The 23223-nt window shown below is 64.2% G+C and carries 21 protein-coding genes and 1 tRNA gene; 12 read left to right on the forward strand and 10 right to left on the reverse strand.

All coding sequences use genetic code 11. The features are described from left to right. Positions 1–84 precede the first annotated feature (84 nt). On the reverse strand, positions 85–963 hold the full coding sequence (locus JOE69_RS02755) for a trypsin-like serine peptidase (RefSeq protein ID WP_309795911.1): 879 nt from the start codon (positions 961–963) through the stop codon (positions 85–87). 476 nt (positions 964–1439) lie between these two features. Here JOE69_RS02755 and JOE69_RS02760 point away from each other — a divergent pair, with 476 nt between their 5' ends. Then, entirely contained in the window at positions 1440–2603 is a 1164-nt protein-coding gene (locus tag JOE69_RS02760) for a trans-sulfuration enzyme family protein (RefSeq protein WP_309795913.1), read from the forward strand. A gap of 46 nt (positions 2604–2649) precedes the next feature. On the opposite strand, the gene JOE69_RS02765 is transcribed toward JOE69_RS02760, so the two are convergent. The 4 genes from JOE69_RS02765 to JOE69_RS02780 form a co-directional block, all read right to left on the reverse strand. After that, positions 2650–3624, reverse strand: coding sequence for an NAD(P)-dependent alcohol dehydrogenase (locus JOE69_RS02765; protein WP_309795915.1), 975 nt, complete (start codon positions 3622–3624; stop codon positions 2650–2652). Beyond that, entirely contained in the window at positions 3621–3854 is a 234-nt protein-coding gene (locus tag JOE69_RS02770; RefSeq protein ID WP_296363552.1) for a helix-turn-helix transcriptional regulator, read from the reverse strand. Before JOE69_RS02770 ends, JOE69_RS02765 begins: the two co-directional genes overlap by 4 nt. Next, on the reverse strand, positions 3848–4276 hold the full coding sequence (locus JOE69_RS02775) for a hypothetical protein (protein WP_309795918.1): 429 nt from the start codon (positions 4274–4276) through the stop codon (positions 3848–3850). Before JOE69_RS02775 ends, JOE69_RS02770 begins: the two co-directional genes overlap by 7 nt. Before the next feature lie 129 nt (positions 4277–4405). After that, complete coding sequence (locus tag JOE69_RS02780; protein ID WP_309795920.1) at positions 4406–4834, reverse strand: MarR family winged helix-turn-helix transcriptional regulator; 429 nt, start codon at positions 4832–4834, stop codon at positions 4406–4408. Between the two features lie 115 nt (positions 4835–4949). On the opposite strand from JOE69_RS02780, the gene bcp reads away from it, so the two are divergent. The 3 genes from bcp (at position 4950) to JOE69_RS02795 (ending at position 6360) form a co-directional block, all read left to right on the forward strand. Continuing rightward, positions 4950–5423, forward strand: a complete 474-nt coding sequence (gene bcp, locus JOE69_RS02785) for a thioredoxin-dependent thiol peroxidase (protein WP_309795922.1) — start codon at positions 4950–4952, stop codon at positions 5421–5423. Between the two features lie 24 nt (positions 5424–5447). Continuing rightward, positions 5448–5529 (forward strand) — tRNA-Leu (locus tag JOE69_RS02790). Positions 5530–5556: 27 nt separating this feature from the next. Next, on the forward strand, positions 5557–6360 hold the full coding sequence (locus JOE69_RS02795; RefSeq protein WP_309795924.1) for a metallophosphoesterase: 804 nt from the start codon (positions 5557–5559) through the stop codon (positions 6358–6360). A 48-nt stretch (positions 6361–6408) separates the two neighbouring features. Here the strand turns inward: JOE69_RS02795 and JOE69_RS02800 are convergent, their stop codons facing one another. Continuing rightward, the gene (locus JOE69_RS02800; RefSeq protein ID WP_296363557.1) at positions 6409–7146 is read right to left on the reverse strand and encodes an SGNH/GDSL hydrolase family protein; all 738 of its coding nucleotides are present in this window, start codon (positions 7144–7146) and stop codon (positions 6409–6411) included. A gap of 262 nt (positions 7147–7408) precedes the next feature. Here JOE69_RS02800 and JOE69_RS02805 point away from each other — a divergent pair, with 262 nt between their 5' ends. The 3 genes from JOE69_RS02805 (at position 7409) to JOE69_RS02815 (ending at position 13959) form a co-directional block, all read left to right on the forward strand. Beyond that, positions 7409–9049, forward strand: coding sequence for an ABC transporter substrate-binding protein (locus JOE69_RS02805; protein ID WP_309801101.1), 1641 nt, complete (start codon positions 7409–7411; stop codon positions 9047–9049). A gap of 122 nt (positions 9050–9171) precedes the next feature. Further along, positions 9172–10695 (forward strand): malate:quinone oxidoreductase, encoded by a 1524-nt coding sequence (locus JOE69_RS02810; protein ID WP_309801103.1) that lies wholly within the window; start codon positions 9172–9174, stop codon positions 10693–10695. Between the two features lie 39 nt (positions 10696–10734). Continuing rightward, complete coding sequence (locus JOE69_RS02815; RefSeq protein ID WP_309795925.1) at positions 10735–13959, forward strand: efflux RND transporter permease subunit; 3225 nt, start codon at positions 10735–10737, stop codon at positions 13957–13959. Between the two features lie 15 nt (positions 13960–13974). Here the strand turns inward: JOE69_RS02815 and JOE69_RS02820 are convergent, their stop codons facing one another. Beyond that, positions 13975–14580, reverse strand: coding sequence for a TetR/AcrR family transcriptional regulator (locus JOE69_RS02820; RefSeq protein ID WP_309795928.1), 606 nt, complete (start codon positions 14578–14580; stop codon positions 13975–13977). A 75-nt stretch (positions 14581–14655) separates the two neighbouring features. Between JOE69_RS02820 and JOE69_RS02825 the strand changes: the two genes are divergently transcribed. Beyond that, entirely contained in the window at positions 14656–15771 is a 1116-nt protein-coding gene (locus JOE69_RS02825; protein WP_309795930.1) for an FAD-dependent monooxygenase, read from the forward strand. On the opposite strand, the gene JOE69_RS02830 is transcribed toward JOE69_RS02825, so the two are convergent. After that, entirely contained in the window at positions 15772–17169 is a 1398-nt protein-coding gene (locus JOE69_RS02830) for an MFS transporter (protein WP_374709737.1), read from the reverse strand. Between the two features lie 198 nt (positions 17170–17367). Here JOE69_RS02830 and JOE69_RS02835 point away from each other — a divergent pair, with 198 nt between their 5' ends. Then, a complete protein-coding gene (locus JOE69_RS02835) occupies positions 17368–18477 on the forward strand; it encodes an LLM class flavin-dependent oxidoreductase (RefSeq protein WP_309795934.1) in 1110 nt (369 codons plus the stop codon). Further along, positions 18474–19016, forward strand: a complete 543-nt coding sequence (locus tag JOE69_RS02840) for a MarR family winged helix-turn-helix transcriptional regulator (protein WP_309795936.1) — start codon at positions 18474–18476, stop codon at positions 19014–19016. The genes JOE69_RS02835 and JOE69_RS02840 overlap by 4 nt, the downstream gene beginning before the upstream one ends. On the opposite strand, the gene JOE69_RS02845 is transcribed toward JOE69_RS02840, so the two are convergent. Together JOE69_RS02845 and JOE69_RS02850 are read right to left on the reverse strand one after the other, a co-directional pair. Next, positions 19017–19820: a transglutaminase-like domain-containing protein gene (locus JOE69_RS02845; RefSeq protein ID WP_296363562.1), complete on the reverse strand. Its 804-nt coding sequence runs from the start codon at positions 19818–19820 to the stop codon at positions 19017–19019. 44 nt (positions 19821–19864) lie between these two features. Then, positions 19865–21283 (reverse strand): M20/M25/M40 family metallo-hydrolase, encoded by a 1419-nt coding sequence (locus tag JOE69_RS02850; RefSeq protein ID WP_309795939.1) that lies wholly within the window; start codon positions 21281–21283, stop codon positions 19865–19867. 119 nt (positions 21284–21402) lie between these two features. Here JOE69_RS02850 and JOE69_RS02855 point away from each other — a divergent pair, with 119 nt between their 5' ends. Together JOE69_RS02855 and phnD are read left to right on the forward strand one after the other, a co-directional pair. Next, positions 21403–22164 carry an HAD family hydrolase gene (locus tag JOE69_RS02855; protein WP_309795942.1) on the forward strand — a complete coding sequence of 254 codons (762 nt, stop codon included), beginning with the start codon at positions 21403–21405 and terminating at the stop codon, positions 22162–22164. A 46-nt stretch (positions 22165–22210) separates the two neighbouring features. Beyond that, positions 22211–23221 (forward strand): phosphate/phosphite/phosphonate ABC transporter substrate-binding protein, encoded by a 1011-nt coding sequence (gene phnD, locus JOE69_RS02860; protein ID WP_309795943.1) that lies wholly within the window; start codon positions 22211–22213, stop codon positions 23219–23221. The last annotated feature ends 2 nt before the right edge of the window (positions 23222–23223 follow it).

Below are 23223 nucleotides of genomic sequence, written 5' to 3' on the forward strand. Positions count from 1 at the left end.
TCGCGCCCTGACGGCACTGGGTGGCGGCCACGGATCCCGTGGCCGCCACCCAGTGCCGTCAATTGCCTCAAGGCATCACTGTTGTTAGGCGGCAGCAGCTGTCTTGTAGGTGTTCTGGATGACGGTCCCCCAATACGGCCCGTACATCATTTGCACTCCGTTGTAGCCGTAGCTGTTGACGCTGTTCTGCAGTCCGTTGGAACCGGTCCCGATGAACCAGGGGCCACCCGACGATCCGCCGGTCATCGTGCACGGGATGCCCTGCGTGGTGTTGCCCGAGTTGATCCGGTCATTGGTCGCCTTGCCCGCGCAGCTCCACAGCCGTTGGCCGTCATAGGGCGCCGCCGCCGGGTACCCGTACGCGGTGTAGTTCAGCCCACGGGATTGGTTGAAGGCCACTCCGGAAGCCCCGACCACATCAGCCAAGCGCTTGCCGTTGAGCGTCGAGACGACCGCGAATCCGGTGTCGTAGTTGATGTCCCCGTTGTTGACCCACTGGCTGGTGGCGATCAGGGTTCTGGCCGGCCATTTTCCGTACGGAGCCGCACCATTTTCATAGGCGGGTACGAACACGAAGTCCTTGTAGTAGACGCCGGGCCCTTCGTTCATGCAGTGGCCCGCAGTCGATACGGTACTGCCGTTGGTCGAGTTCACCGAGTTGCCTGAGCAGACATATCCGGAACCGTTGATCGTGAAGAACACCTTGCCGATATTGGAAATCGGCGTCAACGGGCCGCTTGTCGCCCGCAACACCGGCTGCTGCGCCGGCACCGTGGTGGGCAGGCCGGTTTGCGGTTGGACCGTGGGTCCGGCAACTTTGTCCGCGACGAGCGAATCGCCCGGGATCGCGGCTTTCATCCGCTCCGGCGTCCAGTAATCCTGTGCCGCCTGGGCCTCGGAAGTTGAAATCGCGGTGGAACTGACATCGCCGTTGCTGACCGGCTCGGCAGTCGCCTGGCTCATACCCGCGCCAAACAATGCCGTTACCGCAGCCACTACGAGAAACGTCAGCGGAACCTGCTTCTTGAGCTTCGTGTTCATGTTCTCCCAATTCGATATTCACTAGTGAGCTGCGGAGCGCTGCATCAATGAAGCGCTCCGGCTTGCCGACCTCGGACCCCCGGCAAGCCACCCGTCGAATTCAGCACCTTCAGGCCGCCGACCTTCGCACTCGATGACCGACCCGTCCATGCCGATACCAAAATATTTTGATATTTAATCATTTGAATTTCAAGAACCGGAGATAACCGATTAACTCCCTGGATGAAGGCTGTATTTTTCCCATGAACCCTGTGACCCGTCGAACCGAGTCGCACATCGATCTGGATCTTCGACGCTTTGCGATCTTGTCTACCTGAATATTCGCTAATCTATGGTTTTCACCGAATTTTAAGGTGATACTTATGCCAATAAACCGTAGATAGTCCACAAGGAGAAGCATGTTTTCCCTCGACACCACCGCTGTCCACGCGGGCCGCGACGGACTCACCGACCAGGGCCTGCATGCGGTTCCGATCGACCTTTCCACTACCGCACCGCTCCCCTCAGTGCACGCCGGCGGCTTGGCCTATGAGCACCTGGCGACCGGCGGTCCGCATGAATCCGGCCAGAGCACGGTCTACCAGCGGCTGTGGAATCCGACCGTGGCACGCTTCGAAACCGGCGTCGCGACCTTGGAAAACGCCCCCGAGTCCGTCGCCTTCGCCACCGGCATGGCGGCGCTCAGCGCGGTCCTGTTGGCCGTGGTCGCGACCGGGAAAAAGCACGTCGTCGCGGTTCGCCCGCTCTACGGCGGAAGCGACCACGTGCTCGCTTCCGGAATGTTGGGCACCGAGGTGAGCTTCGTGACGCCGGACGGCGTGGCCGGCGCGCTGCGGCAGGACACCGGCTTGGTCATCGTGGAGACTCCGGCCAATCCGAGCCTGGAATTGGTGGACGTCTCCGGGCTCGTGGCCGCCGCGGACGGCGTGCCGGTGCTGGTGGACAATACCTTCGCCAGCCCGGTCCTGCAGCAACCGCTCAATGACGGAGCCGCCATGGTGCTGCACAGCGCCACCAAATTCCTCGGCGGCCACGGCGACGCCATGGGCGGCGTGGTGGCCGCCGCCCCGCTTTGGACCAGCCGGCTGCGTCAGATCCGCGCGGTCACTGGTGGAATCCTGACCCCTTGGCCGGCCTATCTGCTGCACCGCGGGCTTGCCACCTTGCCGATCAGAGTGCGGGCGCAACAGGAAACCGCCGGGAAAATCGCCAGCTCCCTGGCCGGGCACGAACTGGTGGGCCGGGTCCGCTACCCGGGACTGCCCGAATGCGATCCGCTCGGCCTGGTCGGCACGCAAATGGCCGGCCCAGGTTCGTTGCTCGCCTTCGAAGTAGCCTCCGCCGAGCATGCCGAGCGGATACCGGGCGCCCTCAAGCTGATCACCCATGCGGTATCGCTGGGCGGCATCGACACGCTCATCCAGCACCCCGCTGGCCTGACCCATCGACCGGTCGCAGCCGATGCCAAGCCGCAACCGAACTTGCTCCGGCTTTCCGTCGGCCTGGAAAGCGCCGACGACATCGTCGCGGATCTGCAGCAAGCGATTGAGGCAACCCGCTAGCCCGATCGGACGGCTCGGACCGGGCCGGCCCCGGCTCGTTGCCGGCTCAAGCGCGCACCGACAGCACCACCTTCCCCAGGATCCCGCCCTCACCCACCTGCCGCACCGCCTGCGCGGCCTCGGCCAGCGAATAGCTCTTCACCACCACCGGCGTCACCGAGCCTGCCTCGATCAGCCGGGAAAGCGCGGCCAGCCCTTCCGGGTTCGTGAAGGCCATCAGCCCTTTCAACCGCTGCCGCACAAAAGGCGAAAGCAGCAATGCCTGGAGCGTCCGGCCCAACGGGCCGAAGAGCCGCCCGCCGGTTTCCGAACCGACGATCACCAAGGTTCCACTGCCGGTCAGCAGCCGTCGAAGCCGACGCAGCGGACGGCCGCCGGCAATGTCCAGAATCAAGTGGTACTTCCGCTCCGGCGCCAGGGGGGCTTTTGCATAGTCGATCACTGCATCGGCACCGAGCGAACGCACGAACTCCACGCCCCGGCTGCTGCAGACCGCAGTGACTTCGGCACCCATCGCGTGCGCGATCTGCACCGCGAATGCGCCTACCCCTCCGGAGGCGCCGACGACCAGCACGGCTTGGCCGGCTTGCAAGCCGCCTACCGTGCGCAACGCGGCCAGAGCAGTGATCGCCGACGTCGGCGCGGCAGCCGCCTGCTCGAAGCTCAGCACGGCAGGCTTCATGATGAAGGAGCTCGCCGGCCCGCAGGCATATTCGGCATACGCGCCGCTGCAGGAGCCGAAAACCTGATCGCCGACGGCGAAGCCGGTGACCGCGGAGCCGATGGCAACGACGGTTCCGGCGACGTCGCGCCCGGCCGTCGGCACCCGCGGTCGACGGAAACCGTATCCGGACAGTCGGAGCAAGTACGGCAAGCCAGTGGTCAGATGCCAGGTGCCGCGGTCGACTCCGGCGGCGTGGACCGCGATCAGCACTTGGTCATCGGAGACCTCGGGCACCGGAAGGTCAACCAACTGCAAGACCTCGGGCGGACCATAACGGTCTTGGATGACCGCTTTCACGATGCACCCCCGGAAGATTCCGGATAATGGAAGACCTCGTCCAACGGGACGCCGAAGACCCGGGCGATTTGGAAGGCGACTTCCAAGGAGGGCGAATAGCGGCCCTGTTCGATCGCAATCACGGTTTGCCGGGTCAGCTCGATGCGTTCCGCGAGCTGCGCCTGGGTCATCTCGCCGTGCGCAAAACGCAGCTGCCGGATCGAGTTGCTGACTCGAGTCGGTTTCACCATTTTTGGAACCCCCTGCGGTACCCGACGATTTTGGCGATCGAACCGAGCACGGCAGACAGCGCGAAACACAGATACAAGAGGTTCGCAATCCAGAAGTAGCCGAGTTCGAAGATCGCCAGAAGCAGCGCCCCGACTCCGCCGATCACCAGGAACGCCTGGCCTACAGATTCGCCGAATCTGCCGATTTCGCGGTCCCGGGAGTCCTTCCGCCTGCTTTTTTCCGCAGCGGCCAACGAAGTCGTCAGGTCGAGCAGGATCGAGAGTGCGATCGCCCCCGCGATGGTCCAGAGCATGGCCGGAACGTAATCGACGTCGACCAGCGGTTGCCCCTGGGCTTGGACCAGCACCAGGACCAAGTAGCCGCAATAGCCGAGCGCAGCAAGAATCCCGATGATCCAGGAGCGCTTCTCTTCGGTTGCCATGATGCCTCCGATTGAAAAAAATAGTTGACATCTTAAAAGTAAAGAACAACATACTTTAAGTCAACTATTTTTTACATTGCGTGCGATACGGAACAGCTCACCGGCACTGCCGGGGCTTCCGGGAGGAACTCAGGACGCAGTGTCGATCCGGCCGAGGTTGTCGATGATCCGGCCCAGGAACTCGCGGAGCCCGGCTTCGTCCAGGCCAGTGTTCTCCAACAAGCCCTTTTCCATCTGCTGGGCGAGGCCGAGCACCCGCAGCCCCTCTTCAGTGACCGAAACCAATTGGCTACGCCGGTCCTCACTGCTGCGCACGCGCTGCACGTGCCCCCGCGACTCGAGCCGACTGAGCGTTTTGCCCATGGTCTGCGCTTGGACCCTGACCCACGACGCCAGTTCGGCTTGGGACATGCTCCCCTTGGCGACCAAGACGTCGAGCGCAATCACTCCGGCGTGGGTGACCCCGATGGCGGCAAGTCTTTCGTTCCAATCGTGCTCGACCAGCCGGGCGGCCGTGGTGAGCAGACGTCCAGTCGGCCACTGGTCCATGTCTGGCATGAGGTTAGTATAGCTTCCCCGTTTGACAGCCTGATCGGCAATACGATAAGGATGCTTATCAATTTTCGCCGCGATATGCTGAATCCTGAATCATTCCCGGATCCAGGAGTTCTCCATGACTGAAAACCGTCTCACCACCGGCAGCAAGGCGCCGGACTTCAGCCTCGCCGATGCGCAGGAAAAATCGGTTTCGCTCAAGGACTTCGCCGGGAAAAAGGTCGTCGTCTACTTCTATCCAGCGGCCTCGACGCCAGGATGCACCAAAGAAGCCTGCGATTTCCGGGACAACCTGAATTCGCTCGCCAGTGCCGGCTACGCGGTGGTCGGCATCTCACCGGACAAGCCAGCGGCCTTGGCGAAGTTCAGCAGCAAAGAATCCTTGAACTTCCCGCTGCTCTCCGACCCGGACCACGCGGTCGCCGAAGCCTACGGAGCTTGGGGTGAAAAGAAAAACTACGGCCGCACCTACGAAGGCTTGATCCGGTCGACCTTCGTCCTCGACGGTTCCGGCGTCGTCGAACTGGCCCAATACAACGTCCGGGCCACCGGCCACGTGGCCAAACTGCGCCGCAATCTCGGGCTAGACTAGTTGGCGGCCGGTTCGCCGGCCAGCGCGCGAGTGGTGAAATTGGTATACACGCCAGATTTAGGTTCTGGTGTCTTCGGACGTGCGGGTTCGAGTCCCGCCTCGCGCACCCGCTCCCATCGGCCGTGAGGACCAGATGCCTGAATCCGAGCCCTCGGCGACCTCCGCGCGCTTTGCGGTCAGCGACATCCACGGCCATCCGGATGAGTTCCGTTCCGCGCTGCAGCGAAAGCACCTCGTCGATGCCTCGGGCCGCTGGACCGGGGGCACGGCGCAGCTGTACTGCTTGGGCGACTACTTCGATCGCGGCACGGATGGGATCGCGGTCATCGACCTCCTGATCCGGCTGCAGCAGGAAGCCGCCGATGCCGGCGGCAGCGTCACCGCATTGCTGGGCAACCACGAGGTCCTGGCGTTGGGCATGCACCGTTTCGGTAGACAGCGCATCGCCACTGCCCACGGTCCGCGCTCTTTCGAAACTTCGTGGTCCCGCAACCAAGGCCAGGCCTCGGACCAGGCCCGATTGACCGACCAGCACCTCGATTGGCTCCAGCGGCTGCCCGCGATGGCGAAATCCGGTTCGGACATCTTGTTGCATTCGGATATTTCCGGTTATCAGGAGTGGGGCCGCGATCCCCACCAAGTGAACGCCCAAGTCGGCGTGTGCTTGCGCAGCACTTCCGCAGAGACGCTCTGGGGCCTGTGGTCCGATCTGACCCGACGGCGGCAGTTCCGCGGCCCGGCCGGCAGCCGCACGGCGAAAGGCTTCCTGGCGCACTTCGGCGGCGATCGCATCGTGCACGGGCACAGCGTGATCGGTGAGGCCGATGGCCGTCCGGCAATGCAGAACACCAAGGCCGAAAGCTATGCCGGGGGCCGGGTCCTGGCCATCGATGCCGGCCTGTCCGCCGGCGGGCCCTGTCTGATCGTGGAGCTCTGAGCCGGGCGGCCGGACCCTGAACCCGGTGAATCCCGGGACCGCAGCCGGCTACGGCGTGGGAACCGCCACACCGAGCAGCGGAGCCACAATGGTTTCGAATTTCTGCGACAGATAAACGTGCCCGGCGACACTGGGGTGATCGCCGTCGGGGCCGATCAGGTCTTCCCGGTCGCCCATGATCCACTGCTCCTGGATCGGATCGACGAACGCCGCGCCCGCGGATTCGGCACCCTGGGCGATCTGGTCCCGAATCGCGGTCAAATCCGGGTCCACATCCGGATCATAGGATGCCGGACCGACGAAGACCACTTTCGCCTCCGGAGCAAGCTCCCGGACCGCGGCGCTGATCGCCTCGACTTTTGAGCTGATCTGCGCCACGTCTTCGCCGATGTCGTTCTCCGAACCGTAGACCAGCACCACATCCGCGTCGGGCGGAACCGACGACCGGGCTTGTTCCTCGAAGGTCATCCCCTCACCACCCGGGACCAGGTAGCCCGCACCGTTTTCCGCGGCGTTGACCACGGTCACCGGAAAGCCCGCCCGGTCAAAATCCTGCATCAGCAGGTTCGGCCAGGAATCCTCGACCGAGGTCTGGTACCCGGTGCTGATCGAGTCGCCGATCACCACCACTACGGCCCCTTCGGTGGCACTGTATCCGGCTGTGCCGACCTGTGCGGGCGCCGCCGGGTTTGCAGTCCGGTTGTCGGGGGTGAGCGTGATCGCCCCGGTTTCCGGCGAACTCGCGCCGAGAAACGCCAACCCGCAACCGCTCAGGAGCAAAGTCATCCCCGCAATCATCGCGAAAGCCGGCGCGCTCCAGAGGAGTCGCACCCGCCTCTGCCGACGTCGCGTCCAAGTCATTCCTCCACGCTAGCCCACCCGGGGCGGCCGAGGACAACTCCGGCCCCGTGATTCCCGCGACACAGGGCAGATTGCCAGCAAGCATCCAGGCTGAAACCAGCGCACAGCTACGACCTATCCAGCTGAATTACACTGGTAGGAATTCAAAGACGCGAAGAAAGTTGAGAACCGAGTGCGACGACGATCCATGCTGCCCATCGCGGTGGCAGCCGTGCTGGCACTCGGCTTGGCCTCCTGCACCGCGCACCCCACCAATCCGACCTCGGGTTCGGCTTCGGCGTCAGCTTCGGCCAGCCCGGTGGTCTTCAATTTCGGCACCTCGGCGGACCCGCTGAGCCTGGATCCGGCACTGGCCACGGATTCCGATTCGGAACGGGTTTCCCGGCAGATTTTCGAAGGCCTGGTATCGCTCGACCAGACGACCGGCAAACCATCCCCGGCACTGGCCACGAGTTGGACTTCGTCGAACAACGGCTACGCGTACCAATTCAAGCTGCGGGAAAACGTGACATTCCAGGACGGCCAGCCATTCGATGCCGCTGCGGTCTGCACCAACTTCAACCGCTGGTTCACTTACCCGGTGCAGAGCAACCCGGCTTCGCTGCCTGCCACCTTCCGGGACGTGTTCAAAGCTTTCAGCAATGACCCGGGCAACTCGGTCTTCAAGAGCTGCACGGCAAGCGACGCTTCGACCGTGGAGATCGCGCTCTCCGTGGCCGTCACCAACTTCGTCGAAGCGCTCAGCCAACCCGGCTTCGGAATCGCCTCGCCGGCGGCCCTGGCCTCGGGGACTGCCGACGTCTTGGACCAGAAAGCCGGCGCCAACCCGGTCTCCAACTTCGGCCTCAATCCGGTAGGCACCGGACCGTTCAAATTCGCCAGTTGGCAAAACGGCACCGTGACCTTGACGCAGAACCCGGACTACTGGGGCGACAAGGGCCAAATCGAAACGGTCAACTTCGTCACCTACCGGCAGTCTGCCGCGCGGTTGCAGGCATTGCTTTCCGGACGCATCGACGGTTTCGACTTCGTGACCACGGACAGTTACGACGCTTTGGTCAAGCAGGGCCTGCAGATCCTGCCGCGAGACCCGTTCTCCGTGATGTATGTCGGTTTGAACCAGCAGATCCCAGTGATGCAGGACTTGAAGGTGCGCCAGGCGGCGGCGATGGCGATCAACAAGGACGCCATCGTGAAAAGCTACTTCATCGACGGCTCGGCACCGACCAGCCAATTCATCCCGCCGAAGTTGAGCGGCTTCAACAACCAAGTGCCCGGAATCGGCTACAACCCGGAGAACGCCAAGAAGACGCTTTCCGAATCGAGTTACCAGGGCGAGCCGCTGGAGTTCTACTACCCCTTGAACGTGACCCGGTCCTATTTGCCGGCCCCGGAAAAGATCTACGCCGAGATTGCCGCCCAGTTGACCGCAGTGGGCTTCAACATCAAGCCGGTTCCGATCGAGTGGTCGGACAATTACCTGGCCAAGGTCACCAGCCCGGGCACCCGCGCCTTCGACCTGCTCGGCACCCAGGGCGCCTACTCCGACCCGGACAACTTCGTCGGCAACCTCTTCGGCGGCCCGAACACCGAGCTCGGCTACAACGACCCGCAGCTGATCAGCAAGATCAACCGGGCGCGGAGCCTGCCGGACGGCGCCGAGCGGGTTGCCGCATACCAGGCCATCAACAACGACATCGTCTCGACGGTTCCGGCGATTCCGATCGTGTTCCCGATCTCCGCCCTGGCGCTCTCCGCCAAAGTCACCAGCTACCCGGTCAGCCCGGTGCTGAGCGAAGTATTCAACAAGATCAAGCTCAGCAGTTGAACCGGCTTTCCGGAACTGGACCGCGGGCGTGATCCAAGCCTCCTGATTTAAGGAACTCACTCGCTGGGCGTTAGTCTTCTAGAGCACACGTTCCGGCTGGAATTCGGAGCGCGAAGCAACAAATTCTCAGCCAGCACCGCAGTTTTTGGAGACGGAACGTGACCTTCATTTCGCAGACCAAAGAAGCCGACGTCGTCTTGATCGGCGGCGGCATCATGAGCGCAACCTTGGGCGCGATGATCCGGCAGCTCCAACCCGATTGGTCGGTGGTGGTTTTCGAACAGCTCGACGAGCTCGGCTTGGAGTCCTCGGGCCCTTGGAACAACGCGGGCACCGGGCATTCCGCACTCTGCGAATTGAACTACTCCCCTGCTGCCGCGGACGGGTCGGTCGATCCGGCCAAGGCCATCTCGATCAACGAGCAGTTCCAACTGTCCCGGCAGTTCTGGGCGCACATGGTGTCCTCGGGATACATCGGTTCGCCGAAGGGATTCATCAATACCGTGCCGCACATGTCCTTCGTGATGGGCGAGGAGCACAGCAAATACCTGCGCACCCGCTACGAAGCGCTCAAGCCGAACCCGCTGTTCGCCTCGATGGAATATTCCGAAGACCGGAATCAGATCGAAAGCTGGGCGCCATTGGTGATGCGCGGCCGGGCCGACACCGGCCGGCTCGCCGCGACCCGGGCGGCCGAAGGCACCGACGTCGACTTCGGCCGGCTCACCAAGGAGCTGATCGGTTTCCTCGGCACGCACGACGGCGAGATCAACTACGGCACCACGGTCACCGACGTCCGCCGCGGCACCGACAAGAAATGGCAGCTCAAGCTCAAACACAAGGCCTCCGGCGAGCACGGCTCGATCAAAGCCCGGTTCGTCTTCATCGGCAGCGGCGGCGGCGCCCTGCATTTGCTGCAACGGTCCGGCATCCCGCAAGGCAAGGGCTACGGCGGATTCCCGGTCTCCGGTCAGTTCTTCCGGTGCACCAACGAGGACATCGCCGCGCAGCACCATGCGAAGGTCTACGGCCAGGCTTCGGTCGGCGCACCGCCCATGTCGGTGCCGCACCTGGACACCAGGTATGTCGGTGGCAAGAAATCTTTGCTCTTCGGCCCGTATGCAGGATTTTCGACAAACTTTCTCAAATCCGGATCTTTGTGGGATTTGCCGCTTTCGATTAGGCCGTCGAATATCTACCCTATGGCTGCCGCCGGTCTGCATAACTTGGGCCTGACCAAGTATCTGGTTTCCGAGGTGCTCAAGTCGCGTTCCGCCAAGGTTTCCGCGATGCAGGAATACCTGCCGGAGGCGAACGGCGCCGACTGGGAGCTGATCACCGCCGGGCAGCGCGTCCAGATCATGAAAAAAGACCGGAAACAAGGCGGAATCCTGCAATTCGGCACCGAAGTCATCAGTTCTTCGGACGGCTCGATCAGCGCCCTGCTCGGGGCCTCCCCGGGAGCATCCACCGCAGTGCCGATCATGCTCGAAATTCTGCAGCGTTGCTTCCCGCGGGAATTCAAGTTGCAGTGGCAAGACGGCCTGAAACAAATGATTCCCACGCTCGGCGTCAAATTGAATGATAATCCGGGCCTCGCAGCGGATACGATGGCCCAGACAGCTTCAGTTTTGCAATTGGATTAAGGCTTTCTCCACCACCGAGCAACTTCTGGGAGACGATCGATGTTTCGCCTGGCCACTTTGTCTTTGGGTAACCGCGCGCTCATCGCGCTGATCACGATCTTCGCCGCGGTATTCGGGGTGATCTCCGCCGGCTCGCTCAAGCAGGAACTCATTCCCTCGCTGGAGTTCCCGCAGATCAGTGTGATCAGCTCGATGCCGGGAGCCTCTCCCGAGGTGGTCGACGCACAGGTCAGCCGGCCATTGGAAACCGCACTCAACGCGGTGGAAGGACTGGATTCCTCCAGTTCCACTTCGCGCAGCGGGATCTCCACGATCTCCTTGACCTTCGCCTACGGGACGAATCTGGACCGGGCCCGCAACCAGATCGACCGGGCGATCGCCAACACCAGGCAGCAACTGCCCAGCGACGTCCAGCCGCAAGCCATCGCCGGCAGCGTCAGCGACTTCCCGATCCGGTATCTGGCGGTGTCCTCGGACAAGTCCTTGGCCGAGCTCAACGGCGATCTGCAGCGCATTGCGGTGCCGAAAATCCTCAAGCTGGACGGCGTCCGCGGCGCTGACGTGACCGGAGCCAATGGCCAGCACATCGAGATCATGCCGGATCCGGCCAAGCTCGCCGCTGCGGGATTGCCAGTCACCTCGATCGTCGACGCACTGAAGAACAACGGTTCCCTGGTGCCGGCCGGCACGATCACCGACCAAGGGAAATCGCTCTCCGTCCAGATCGGCAGCCCGGTGGGTTCCTTGGACGCGGTTAAGGGGCTGCCTTTGGGCGGAGCCGCCACCGGCACCACCCCGCCGACGATCGGTTCGGTCGCCGCGGTCACCCTGCAGGACGACCCGACGACCTCGATCACCCGAACCGACGGCAAACCGACCTTGGCCCTGTCGGTGACCAAAAAACCCGAGGCGGACACGGTCACGGTTTCGCATGCCATCGATGCGCTGCTGCCCCAGCTCACTGCCGACCTCGGCTCTAACGTCACGTTCACCACGGTTTTCGACCAGGCTCCGTTCATCGAGAAGTCGATCAAAGACCTCGGCGTGGAAGGGCTGCTCGGCCTGGGCTTCGCGGTGATCATCATCCTGCTTTTCCTGCTTTCGGTGCGCTCCACACTGGTGACCGCGATTTCCATCCCGCTCTCACTGCTGATCACGTTGATCGGGCTTTGGGCGGCAAAATATTCGCTCAACATCTTGACCCTCGGCGCCTTGACGATCGCGATCGGCCGAGTCGTCGACGACTCGATCGTGGTGATTGAGAACATCAAACGGCATCAGAGCTACGGCGAGCCCAAGCTCACCGCGATCACCTCGGCGATCAAAGAAGTGGCCGGCGCAGTCACCGCCTCCACGCTGACCACGGTGGCGGTCTTCGCGCCGATCGCCTTCGTCGGCGACATCGCCGGTGAACTCTTCCGTCCGTTCGCACTGACCGTGACCATCGCCTTGGTGGCCTCCCTGCTGGTTTCCTTGACCATCGTGCCCGTGCTGGCGTATTGGTTCCTGCGCGCACCGAAGTCGGCGGACAACGCTTTGGCCGAGGCCGGCACGCCGGAACAGAAAGCCGAGGCCCTGGCCGCCTTGGACGAAAAAGAACGCCAAGGCTGGTTGCAGCGCGGCTACCTGCCGATTCTGCACGGGACTCAGAAACACCCGATCTGGACGGTCAGCGCAGGTCTGCTGATTCTGGCCGTGACCTTGCTGATGACGCCGTTGCTCCCGCAGAACCTGTTGGGCGACTCCGGCCAGAACTCGCTCTCGATCAACCAGACGATGCCTGCCGGGACCAGCTTGGACGCCACCAGCGAGGCCGCCAAAAAGGTCGAAGACGCACTCAACGGCATCGACGGCATCGAAACCGTCCAAGTCACCGTAGGCAACTCTTCCGGAGCACTCGCCTCGTTCACCTCCGGCGGCTCGACCAGCGCCAATTTCCAGGTGGTCACCGACGAGAAGGCGAATCAACCCAAGCTGCAGGACTCCGTCCGCACCGCACTGGACGGCATCAAAGATGCCGGAACCATCAAGTTGAGCGCATCCGGCGGCGGTCTGGGCACCTCCAGCACGGTGGATGTCAACATCAAGGCAAGCAATACCGCCGACCTGCAGAAAGCCAATGACGCGGTCATCGCCACACTGAAGGACGTGCCGGACACCCGGGACGTGACCAGCAACCTCTCTGCAGCCAACCCGGTGGTGCAGATCAGTGTCGACCGGGCCAAAGTGGTCGCCGCCGGGCTGTCCGAGCAGCAAGTCGCGGCCGTCCTGGCCGCGACGGTGAGCCCGATTCCTGCCGGTACCGTGCGCATCGACACCACCGACTTCAAAGTCCAAATCGGCAAGGGAACCCAGTTCACCTCCATCGACGCCTTGGCGAATGCCCCGATCCAGACCGGGGCCGGGTCGGTGCCCTTGTCCTCGCTGGCCAGCGTCAAGCAGGTCAATGTGCCCACCAGCATCACCTCGTCGAACGGCCAGCGCAGCGCCCGGGTCTCGCTGACCCCGACGGGCGACGACCTCGGCTCGCTCAGCAGCGCGGTCGAAAAGAAGCTGCAGGATGCGAACCTGCCGGCCGGTGCCACCGCGACCCTGGGCGGCGCCACCACGCAGCAACGCGAATCCTTCGGACAGTTGGGGCTGGCTTTGCTGGCCGCAATCGCCATCGTGTACGTGATCATGGTCGCGACCTTCAAATCGCTGGTCCAGCCGCTGATCCTGCTGGTTTCGATCCCGTTCGCGGCTACCGGGGCCATCGGTCTGCTGCTGATCAGCCGGGTTCCGCTCGGGCTGCCTTCGCTGATCGGCATGTTAATGCTGGTCGGCATCGTGGTGACGAATGCGATCGTGCTGATCGATCTGATCAACCAGGCCAGGAAACCCGCGCCGGGCAGACCGGCGATGCGGGTCTCCGAAGCCATCGAGTACGGCGCCCGGCACCGCTTGCGCCCGATCCTGATGACCGCCCTGGCCACGGTCTTCGCGCTGACCCCGATGGCCCTGGGCATCACCGGTGGCGGCGGGTTCATTTCGCAACCATTGGCGATCGTCGTCGTGGGCGGCTTGATTTCCTCGACCGCACTGACTTTGGTCCTGGTACCGGTGCTCTACCGGCTGGTGGAAGGCAGCCGGGAACGCCGCCAGCTGCTCAAGGACCTGCAGGTCGTACCGGCGGCGACCGCTGCGCCGGGCGGGAACGAATCGCAGGATTGGACCACCGGCGCGATTCCGAAGGTCAAAGGGCGCCGCTCCGCGAACCCCTGATCTCGGTCCGCCGGACTAATCGGCGGATCGGCTGAGCAACGGCAGGAAGACCAGGTCGACGATCTCCTCGATGGTCTGTTCCGGGACGGCTTCCATGGTCCACAGCACTTCGTGCCGGAAGAGATCAGCTGGCAGCCGGGCGATTCGATCGGGTATCTGGCCGGCCGGGATTTCGCCCCGTTCGACGGCGCGTTCGAGGGCCTGGTCCATGAGCGAACGGCGCCGGCCCCAGATCATCTCGGTCAGCTTCGCCAGGCTGGTGTCCGTGTTCCGGAGCAGCCCGCCGAATTGCACCATGCGAATGATCCCCAGCCGCGACCGCCGCTGGTTGACCTCCTGAAGCAGTGCAATGACATCACCGCGCAGGCTCCCGGTATCCGGCACCGACTCGACCGCGTCCTGTTTGACCAGATACGCGACGGCCGCGATCGCCAGTTCCTGTTTGTCGTTCCAGCGCCGATAGATCACCGCACGGCTGGTTGCCGCCCGGGCCGCCACCGCATCGATGGTGAACTCGGCGAAGTCCTTTTCCATGAGCTCATCCCCGGCCGCCGCCAAGATCGCATCCTGCAGCGCTTGCCCACGACGGCGCTGCGGCGGACTCTCATTTTTAAGATACATTGCGTTTCCTATTTTTCTGATCTAGCATCGAGCCGTAGATACAGATTGTATCTTATTTGGCGAAAGAAGAACCAGATGCGCATCCTTGTTTCCGGCGCCGGCGTGGCCGGCCTCAGCACCGGCATCACCCTCGGCAACCTGGGCCACGAAGTGACCATCGTGGAACGCGCCGCGCACTTGCGCACCACGGGTTCGGCCATCGACGTCCGCGGCGAGGCGCTCGAGGTCGCGGACCGCCTGGGACTGCTCGACTCGATCCGCGCGCACCGGGTCAGGATGACCGAATCGTCCACGTTCATCGACCCCGAAGGGAACCGAATCGCCGGCATGCCGGTCGCCGACGTCAACGACTCGCCCGGCGACACGGAAATCTCCCGCAAGGACCTGGCGGCCATTTTGCACGCCGCCTTGCCGCCGAACACCGGCGTGGTCTTCAACGAGTCGATCAAAACGCTGCACGACGACGGCGAAACGGTGCAGGTCGGTTTCGCTTCGGGAAACCAGCGCCAGTATGACTTGGTCGTCGGCGCGGACGGTCTGCACTCAGCAACCCGCCGACTCGTCTTCGGGCCCGAATCCGATTACCTGAAACACCTCGGCTACTACGTCGCACTCACCGAGCTGGCTCCGCAACCGGCGCTCGAAGGCGCCAGCCCGCTGCTCAACCTGCCGGATCGCATGGTGGGCATCGTCTGCTTCAAGGACTCCGCCGTCGGCGTCTTCACCTTCCGCTCGCCCTGGATCGACTACGACTACCACGACCCGGCGGCATCGAAGCAGATCCTGCTCGACGCTTACGCCGGACACCAGGAATGGCGCATCCCCGAACTGCTCGACGCGGTCCGGAACGACCCGGAGCTCTATTTCGATTCGGTCAGCCAGATCCAGCTGCCGAGCTGGCATTCCGGCCGCGTGGTCCTGGTCGGCGATGCCGCCCATTGCGCGTCGCTGCTCTCCGGCCGCGGCACCTCGATCGCGATGACCGGGGCCTGGTTCCTGGCTGAAAGCCTCCGGCAGCACCCGGCGGACTTGGCTGCGGCATTGACCGGATACGAGCACTTGCAGCGGCCCCGGGCCGAACGCGCGCAAGCCACGGCCCCTCCCGGCGGTGAGCTCCTGGTCCCGGCAACCCAAGCCGCTATCGATGCCCGCAACGAACATTTCCGTTCGCTCGAACCGGCCCGGCAATGATTAGCGCACGGCAACCTGTCCCGGAACTGCCGTCCGGAAGGCCAGCTTCGGCACGAAGAACAACAGCGCCGCCGCCAGGAACCCGGTGGCCCCGCAGACGATCCAGACCAGCAGATACCCATTGAGCGAGCCTGCGGTGCTGCCCGGCGCTGCGGCGGCGCTGCCGGCGATCTGACTCGCCAGGGCGATGCCGAAGACGCAGGAGGCAAACGAGCCGCCGATGGTTTTCGTGGCGTTGGTCAGCCCGGTGGCCATTCCGGTCTGGCGCAGTGGCGCCGCCGCGGCAGCGGCTGCCGGAAGCGCCGCGACCAGGGCTCCGGTACCGAGTCCGGCGACCAGCATGTTGGCCATCACCTGCCAGACCTGGTCGTGGAACGGGACGAAGAGCGAATACCCCAGGCCGATCAGCGAAGCGGCACCGATCAAGGTGATCCGCGGGGTGCTGACGCGGGAAACCCAGGAGAACAGCAACGCCCCGGCCACCATCGCGATGAGGTAGATGCCGATCAGCAATGAAACCGTGCTCGAGCCGACGCCCAAGCCGTAGCCGACCACCGTGGGATCGGTCCGGGCGAAGGTGGACAGCGGCACCTGCGAACCCAGAACCGAAACGCCGAACAAGAACGCCGTGAGCATCACCGGCCAGATCGCGGACGAACGCAGCAACCTGATGTCCACCATCGGGTCCGGATGCCGCAATTCGTGCCGGACAAAGGGCCAGAGCGCCAGAACGCCGAGCCCGACGGCGAGCCAGGCCCACCAGGTGCCCGGACCGTTGGTGCGCATGAAGGTCAGCCCAGCGGTGATCAACAACAAGGCGAAACTGATCAGGATCAGTCCGGTGCTGTCCAGCCGGCCGCCGGTACGCACCGGCGACTCCGGAACACCCCGCCAGATCACGATGAAACACAGGCTGACACAGATCGCCGGGATCATCAGGACGAGCCAGAGTTTCCCGGCCAGCAGTTCGCCCAGCACACCGCCGGAGACCGCGCCCAGGATCGCACCGGCTTCCAGGCCGACCACCAACAGCCCGGCGGCTTTGCGGGTCAGCGCTGCCGGATCCGGGCTTTCCTGGCTCCGCGAATAGATCAACGCGATCTCCAGCGGAAGCCAGACCACGTAAAAGCCCTGCAGCGACCAGGCGATCAGAAAACTCCAAAAGTCGCCGGAAAAGACCAGGGCCCAGGTGGCCAACGCGGTGACCGCGGTCGATGCCAGCAAGATCTTCCGGTGCCCGAACATGTCGCCGAGCTTGGCCAGCGCCGGCACCACCAAAGCGCTGACCATCAGCTGCGCCGCTTCGAACCAGTTGACGTCGGCGTCATGGATGCCCAGATGGCGTGCGATATCGGTGAACAACGGCGTGTAGTACCCCTGCAGCACACCGGAAGTCATTTCCACCAGGACCAGAAATCCGACCACCGCCGAAGCTGGGCCGAGAAGTCTCCTGGACGTCGTGCGAGTAACGATTGCGACCCCCTGATGACGGGAATATCTCCGGCCCCCCGCCGGTTGATTCGAATATTAGATGCAAACGCATATACTTGGTGAACGCGAACTCCACCGGTATCGAAACGAAAGAAGGACCGAACCGTGCAAATCGGCATCTTCACTGTGGGCGACGTTACAACAGATCCCACCAGCAACACCACCCCCTCGGAACACGAGCGGATCAAGGCGATGGTGACGATCGCGAAACACGCCGAAGAAATCGGCATGGACGTCTTCGCCACCGGGGAGCACCACAACCCCCCGTTCGTGCCCAGCTCCCCCACGACGATGCTCGGCTACATCGCGGCCCAGACCGAAAAGATCATCCTTTCCACCTCGACCACACTGATCACCACCAATGATCCAGTCAAGATCGCCGAAGATTTCGCGATGCTCCAGCACTTGGCCGACGGCCGGGTCGATCTGATCATGGGCCGTGGCAATACTGGCCCGGTCTACCCGTGGTTCGGCAAGAACATGCAGGACAGCGTGGAACTGACCGTGGAGAATTATGCGCTGCTGCGCCGGCTCTGGGATGAGGAAGTCGTCACGTGGCAGGGCAAGCACCGCACGCCGCTGACCGGATTCACCGCCACGCCCAGGCCTCTGGACGGCGTGGCGCCCTTCGTCTGGCACGGCTCGATCCGCACGCCCCAGGTCGCCGAAATCGCCGCATACTACGGCGACGGATTCTTCGCGAACAACATCTTCTGGCCCAAAGAGCACTACCAGCAGCTGATCGGGCTCTACCGGGAACGCTACGCGCACTACGGCCACGGCGCCGCCGATCAGGCGATCGTGGGCTTGGGCGGGCAGTTCTTCATGCGGAAGAATTCGCAGGACGCGGTCAAGGAATTCCGGCCGTATTTCGACAATGCCCCGGTCTACGGACACGGGCCGTCGCTGGAAGACTTCACCTCGCAGACCCCGCTGACTGTGGGCAGCCCGCAGGAAGTGATCGAAAAGACGCTCAGCTTCCGGGAGTTCTTCGGCGACTACCAGCGCCAGCTGTTCCTGGTCGACCATGCCGGCCTGCCGCTGAAGACCGTCTTGGAACAGCTCGATTTGTTCGGCGAAGAAGTCCTGCCGACCCTGCGCGAGGAATTCGAATCCCGGAAACCGGCGCATGTGCCGGACGCTCCGACGCACGCCAGCCGCAAGGCCGCATTGGCCGGAGCCGCTGCGCCGGAGAGCGCCGAGGTGAGCGCGTGAGCCGACCGGAGCCGGGTGGACGATCCGGCTCCGGCGGGTCTTCCGATCCGAGGCAGCCATCGCAGTCGGACCGGCCGACGCGGCTGAGCAATGCCGAACACCGCAAGCTCAGCCTGCAGGCCTGGGAATCGCTGTTCAGCGCGCAGGTCAGCGTGATCCGCAGTCTCCGCGACAACCCGGTGTTCAAACGGTTGTCGATGCGCGAATACGACGTGCTCTACACCCTGTCCAAATGCCCCAGCGGGTGGTTGCGGCTCAACGAGATCAACCGGCACGTGCTGTTGACCCAGCCGAGCATTTCACGGCTGGTCGAGCGGCTGGAAGCCCGCGGCCTGGTGCGACGCAAACTGGTTGCCGAAGACCGGCGCGGAGTGCTGATCGGCCTCACCGAGCCCGGGAAGCAGATGCAGCGCGAGCTGGGCCGGGAACACGTCAAAGACATCCAACAGGTCGTCGGTTCGGTGCTCGACGAAGCCGAGCTGCGCGAATTGGCCCGGATCACCAGCAAGCTCGACGCGGCGGTCCGGGAACGGGAGTAGTCAGCCGATCGAGACCAATTCGGCCGGGTCTTCGGCGGGCAGGTCGCCGTCCAGGACCGCACTGACCGAGATCTCTTTGAGCGTCAGCCCGCCGCCCACGGTGGACAGGAACGCCGTATCTGAAGCATCGCGGCCGGTCGAGATCCGCAGCATCGAAGCCCGCGGCGCCATACCTGTCGCATCGATCGTGTACCACCGCCCGTCGACCCAGGCCTCGGCCACGGCATGGAAATCCATCGGTGCCAGCCCCGGGGCATAGACCGCCGCGAGCCGGGCCGGGACGTCTTTGGCGCGCAACAATGAAATCGCCAAATGCGCGAAATCCCGGCACACGCCTCGGCGGGCCAGCAGGGTCTCCACGGCTCCGTCGGTACCCCGGGACGAGCCGCTCACATAGCGCAATTCCTGGGCCACCCAGCTCCGGACCGCGGCCAGCAGGGCCAGCCCCCGCAACCCGGGGAATTCGGCATAGGAGGTTGGCAGCAGCCGGTCCGACTCGCAGTACCGGCTCGGTCGCACGTAGCGGATGAGCTGGCTCTCCGTCGTGGTTTCGACGCCGGCCGTGCCGGTGACCACAGCACGGTATTCCAGCGAGACTTCGGCGGGTTCGGCCAGGCTGAAGGCGAAGAGCCGGCCGCCGTGCGGTTCCGGCAGCTCCCGATAATCGACCGGCTGCCCATCAGCCAGGAGCACGACCGATTCGTCCAGCTCGTCGTATCCCCGGTCCGCCACCGCGACGTTGAGCACCACCGAAGTCTGCGCCTGGGTCGCGAACAGCAGACGGGATGAAACAGTGCGTTGCACGGGGCTCCTGGAGTGGCTACGGCGGCGAGCGCCGCGAACACATTCTACGCGGGATCGCCGTCGTCGGCCTGCTCGCACAGGACCAGCAGCGCACGATAGAAGGCCACGCCCTCGGCCAAGGTAGCCACCGAGATCTTCTCGTTCGCAGCGTGCAGGCTCGCCCGTGCCGCGGCATCCATCCGGAACGGGGCGAACCGGTAGACAGCCGGGGAAATCTCGTTGAAGCGACGGGAATCGGTCATCGCCATCACGATGTAGGGGGCCACGGCGGCGTCCGGGAAGACCCGGCGCACCGCGGCGGTCAGCAGGCCGAACTGCCGATTGTCGGTCGGCGAAACCGGCGAGGGTTCACTGGATTCGAAAACCTCGAACTCCACCAACGGGTCGCGCACCGCCCGCCGCAACCGGCGCAGGGTTTCCGCCACGCTGCTGCCCGGCGCAATCCGCACGTTGACCGTGGCGCTTGCGGCCTCAGCCAGCACATTGGCCGCCCTGCTGCCGCTGAGCTGGGTCACCGCGGCTGTGGTCCGCACCGAAGCATTGGCTTCGGGACCGAAGAACGGGAAGATCCGGGCCAACAGCCAGCCGAGCTGCTGGGCCCGGCCGAGCAGATGGCGTTGCGGGCCGGACATGTTGGCCGCCAGGACCTGCACCATCTGCGCTGTGGCCGGATGCAGGGCCGGCGGAAACGGATTGCGGCTGACCCGGCTGATCGCCCGGGCCAGCCGGGCTGTGGCGGTCAGTTTCGGCGGGGTCGAAGAATGTCCGCCCGGATCCACGGCACTCATCCGGACGTTGACCGAGCCCTTTTCGGCGACGCCGATCATGGCCACCGGCCGGGCCACGCCCGGGAACGCCTGCTCCGCGACCGCGCCGCCTTCATCCAGCACCAACCAGGGCCGGACCCCGCGGGCGCGCAGCAGCTCCATTGCGGCCAGAGCGTCCAGACCGCCGGTTTCCTCGTCGCCGCCGAAGGAGAGGTAGACATCATGCGAGGGGGTGAATCCAGTGCCGAGCAAGGCCTCGACCGCGGTCAGGATCGCGACCGCGGAACCCTTGTCGTCGAGCGTGCCGCGGCCCCAGAGATAACCGTCCTGCAGCACCCCGGAGAAGGCCGGCTGTTGCCACGGTGCATCCGGGTCCACCGGCACCACGTCCAGATGCGCCAGCAGAACCAGGACCCGCTGCGCCGGCCGTCCGGGCTCTGCCGCTGCGGAACCGGCCCAGCGATAGAGCAATCCGGCCCGGCCCACCCGTTCCAAGCCCAGCTGTTCATGGACCAGCGGATAGAACTCCCGCAGGGCTTCGATCTGCAACTCGAATTCTGCCTGGCCCTCCGCTTCCGACGGGTCCGCCGGATCGGGCCGCCACGCAGCGACCGTTTTGAATCGGACCAACTTGCTCAGGTGCGCTGCGGCACGGTCCCCCGCCGCGGGATCAATTGCGAAATCTGGATCAGCCATGACCGGAGTGTACCGCGCCCGAGCCGCCCCGACGGCGCTGGATTAACGGGAAATGAACAGTTGTTTCATGGAATTTATTTCCATGGACAGTTGGTTCTCGATGATTTAGGGTTTCGAACGTGAGCAGCAATCCGATCCCCGGCCACGGCCCGGCCAGAGCCCGTTTGATCCTCGACTTCGACGGCACGGTCGCTTTGGGCGACGGCCCGGTTTACGCCTACGCTCAAGCCGTCGCGGAGTTCCTCGACGCGAAGGACCGGGTGGCGCTGCTGGCCGCTTTGGAAGCCTTTCTAACCGGTTCCGGAGGCGCGCCGGAAACCCGCTTCAAGGACGGGTACGACGCCGTCGCCCAGCTCAGCGCGCCCGCGGTGAGCCGGGCGCAGCGCAACGCCGCGTACCGCTCCAGCCGGGAAGCCATCGCGCGCGGCGACGTCGCAGTGCACGCACCCGACGGCCTGGAAGATTTCCTGGTCAGCGTCGCCCCGTTCGCCGAGCGGGTGCTGCTGACCAACGCACCGTTGACCGGAGTCGCGGAGAGCTTGGCCGCACTCGGTCTTGCCGAGGTGATCGATTCGATCATTCCGGAGGCCGGGAAACCCGACGGTTTCGCCGAGAAGCTTCCCGGGCTGCTCCGGGGCCTGGCCCCGGAGGAACTGCTGAGCGTGGGCGATGTCTGGCTCAACGACATCGCACATCCATTGGCTGCCGGTTGCGCCACGGCGTTCATCGACAGATTCAATCTGGCCTCGGGGCCGGCGCATTTGCGGGCCGCGCACATCGAAGAACTTTATCCGGGAATGCTCGAATGGGCCGGGGACCCATCGGCATTCAGTCGAAACCACGCGGGGCAGATCCCGCACTCGGAAACACCAGCACACTGAAACACCGCACTCGCCTTCTCCTTCCACTCCACCGAAGAGGTCCTTCATGAAAAAGCATCTGACGCTGGGCGCCATCGCCCTGATCGGCGCACTCGCCCTATCCGCTTGCGGGGTCAGCCAAGACGCTGCGGACGGCAATTCCAGCTCCGGCCCCAGTGCCGCCTGCGCAGGCAGCAGCACCGATTCCGCGCCCGCGCCCACCGAATTGACCCTGGCCTTGGTGCCTTCCGGCGACGCCAAGAAATTGGTCGACACCGTAAAACCGCTCGAAACCGCACTGACCTCCCGTTTGGGCATCCCGGTCAAGGGCGTGATCACCGCCGACTACCAAGCCGCAGTCGAGGCGATCGGATCCAACCAGGCCCAAATCGGCATGTTGCCGTCTTTGCAGATGAGCCAGGCCTGCGACAAGTACGGCGCCAAACCGGCCTTGCAGACGCAGCGCAAAACCAAGAGCAGCTACGCGGCGCAGATGTTCACCAACGACCCGGCCAAGTACTGCAAGGACACACCGGCACCGGGCCCCAACGGCATGCTCTACTGCAATGGCACGGCAAGCGGCAACGGCCCGGCCGGTGCCGAGCAGATCGCCAAGCTCAAGGGCGCCAAGGTCGCGATGCTCTCCTCGGCCTCACCGGCCGGATACATCTTCCCGGTGGCCGCGATGAAGACGCAGAACGTCGCCGTCGACGACGTTTCGCCGATCAAGGTCACCGCGAACGACGCCTCGGTGCTGGCCGTCTACAAAGGCGATGCCGAAGTCGGTTTCAGCTACTGGGACGCCCGTGAAGTGGTCAAAAAGGACAACCCCGACGTCGGGCAGAAAGTCGTGGTCTTCGCGCTCACCGACGAAATCCCCAATGACGGCGTCTCGCTCAGCTCCAAATTGAGCGCCGACTGGCAGCAGAAGATCTCCGCGGCGATGCTCGACTTCGCCAAGACTCCGGACGGCGTCGCCGCCTTGACCGCGATCTACCAGATCACCGGCCTGCAACCGGCAGACGTCGCCAGTCTGAAGAAGACCCAGGACGCCGCCCGCTCCATCGGCTTGGGCTGAGC

Source organism: Arthrobacter russicus (assembly GCF_031454135.1).
Taxonomy (GTDB): domain Bacteria; phylum Actinomycetota; class Actinomycetes; order Actinomycetales; family Micrococcaceae; genus Renibacterium; species Renibacterium russicum.

Bases quoted from the DNA above. Each gene is read 5' to 3' on its own strand.
- JOE69_RS02770 (WP_296363552.1), bottom strand. From the start codon at position 3,854: ATGGTGAAACCGACTCGAGTCAGCAACTCGATCCGGCAGCTGCGTTTT.
- JOE69_RS02760 (WP_309795913.1), top strand. From the start codon at position 1,440: ATGTTTTCCCTCGACACCACCGCTGTCCACGCGGGCCGCGACGGACTC.
- JOE69_RS02780 (WP_309795920.1), bottom strand. From the start codon at position 4,834: ATGCCAGACATGGACCAGTGGCCGACTGGACGTCTGCTCACCACGGCC.
- bcp (WP_309795922.1), top strand. From the start codon at position 4,950: ATGACTGAAAACCGTCTCACCACCGGCAGCAAGGCGCCGGACTTCAGC.
- JOE69_RS02850 (WP_309795939.1), bottom strand. From the start codon at position 21,283: ATGGCTGATCCAGATTTCGCAATTGATCCCGCGGCGGGGGACCGTGCC.
- JOE69_RS02800 (WP_296363557.1), bottom strand. From the start codon at position 7,146: ATGACTTTGCTCCTGAGCGGTTGCGGGTTGGCGTTTCTCGGCGCGAGT.
- JOE69_RS02805 (WP_309801101.1), top strand. From the start codon at position 7,409: ATGCTGCCCATCGCGGTGGCAGCCGTGCTGGCACTCGGCTTGGCCTCC.
- JOE69_RS02795 (WP_309795924.1), top strand. From the start codon at position 5,557: ATGCCTGAATCCGAGCCCTCGGCGACCTCCGCGCGCTTTGCGGTCAGC.
- JOE69_RS02825 (WP_309795930.1), top strand. From the start codon at position 14,656: ATGCGCATCCTTGTTTCCGGCGCCGGCGTGGCCGGCCTCAGCACCGGC.
- JOE69_RS02755 (WP_309795911.1), bottom strand. From the start codon at position 963: ATGAGCCAGGCGACTGCCGAGCCGGTCAGCAACGGCGATGTCAGTTCC.
- phnD (WP_309795943.1), top strand. From the start codon at position 22,211: ATGAAAAAGCATCTGACGCTGGGCGCCATCGCCCTGATCGGCGCACTC.
- JOE69_RS02775 (WP_309795918.1), bottom strand. From the start codon at position 4,276: ATGGCAACCGAAGAGAAGCGCTCCTGGATCATCGGGATTCTTGCTGCG.
- JOE69_RS02820 (WP_309795928.1), bottom strand. From the start codon at position 14,580: ATGTATCTTAAAAATGAGAGTCCGCCGCAGCGCCGTCGTGGGCAAGCG.
- JOE69_RS02830 (WP_374709737.1), bottom strand. From the start codon at position 17,169: ATGACTTCCGGTGTGCTGCAGGGGTACTACACGCCGTTGTTCACCGAT.
- JOE69_RS02815 (WP_309795925.1), top strand. From the start codon at position 10,735: ATGTTTCGCCTGGCCACTTTGTCTTTGGGTAACCGCGCGCTCATCGCG.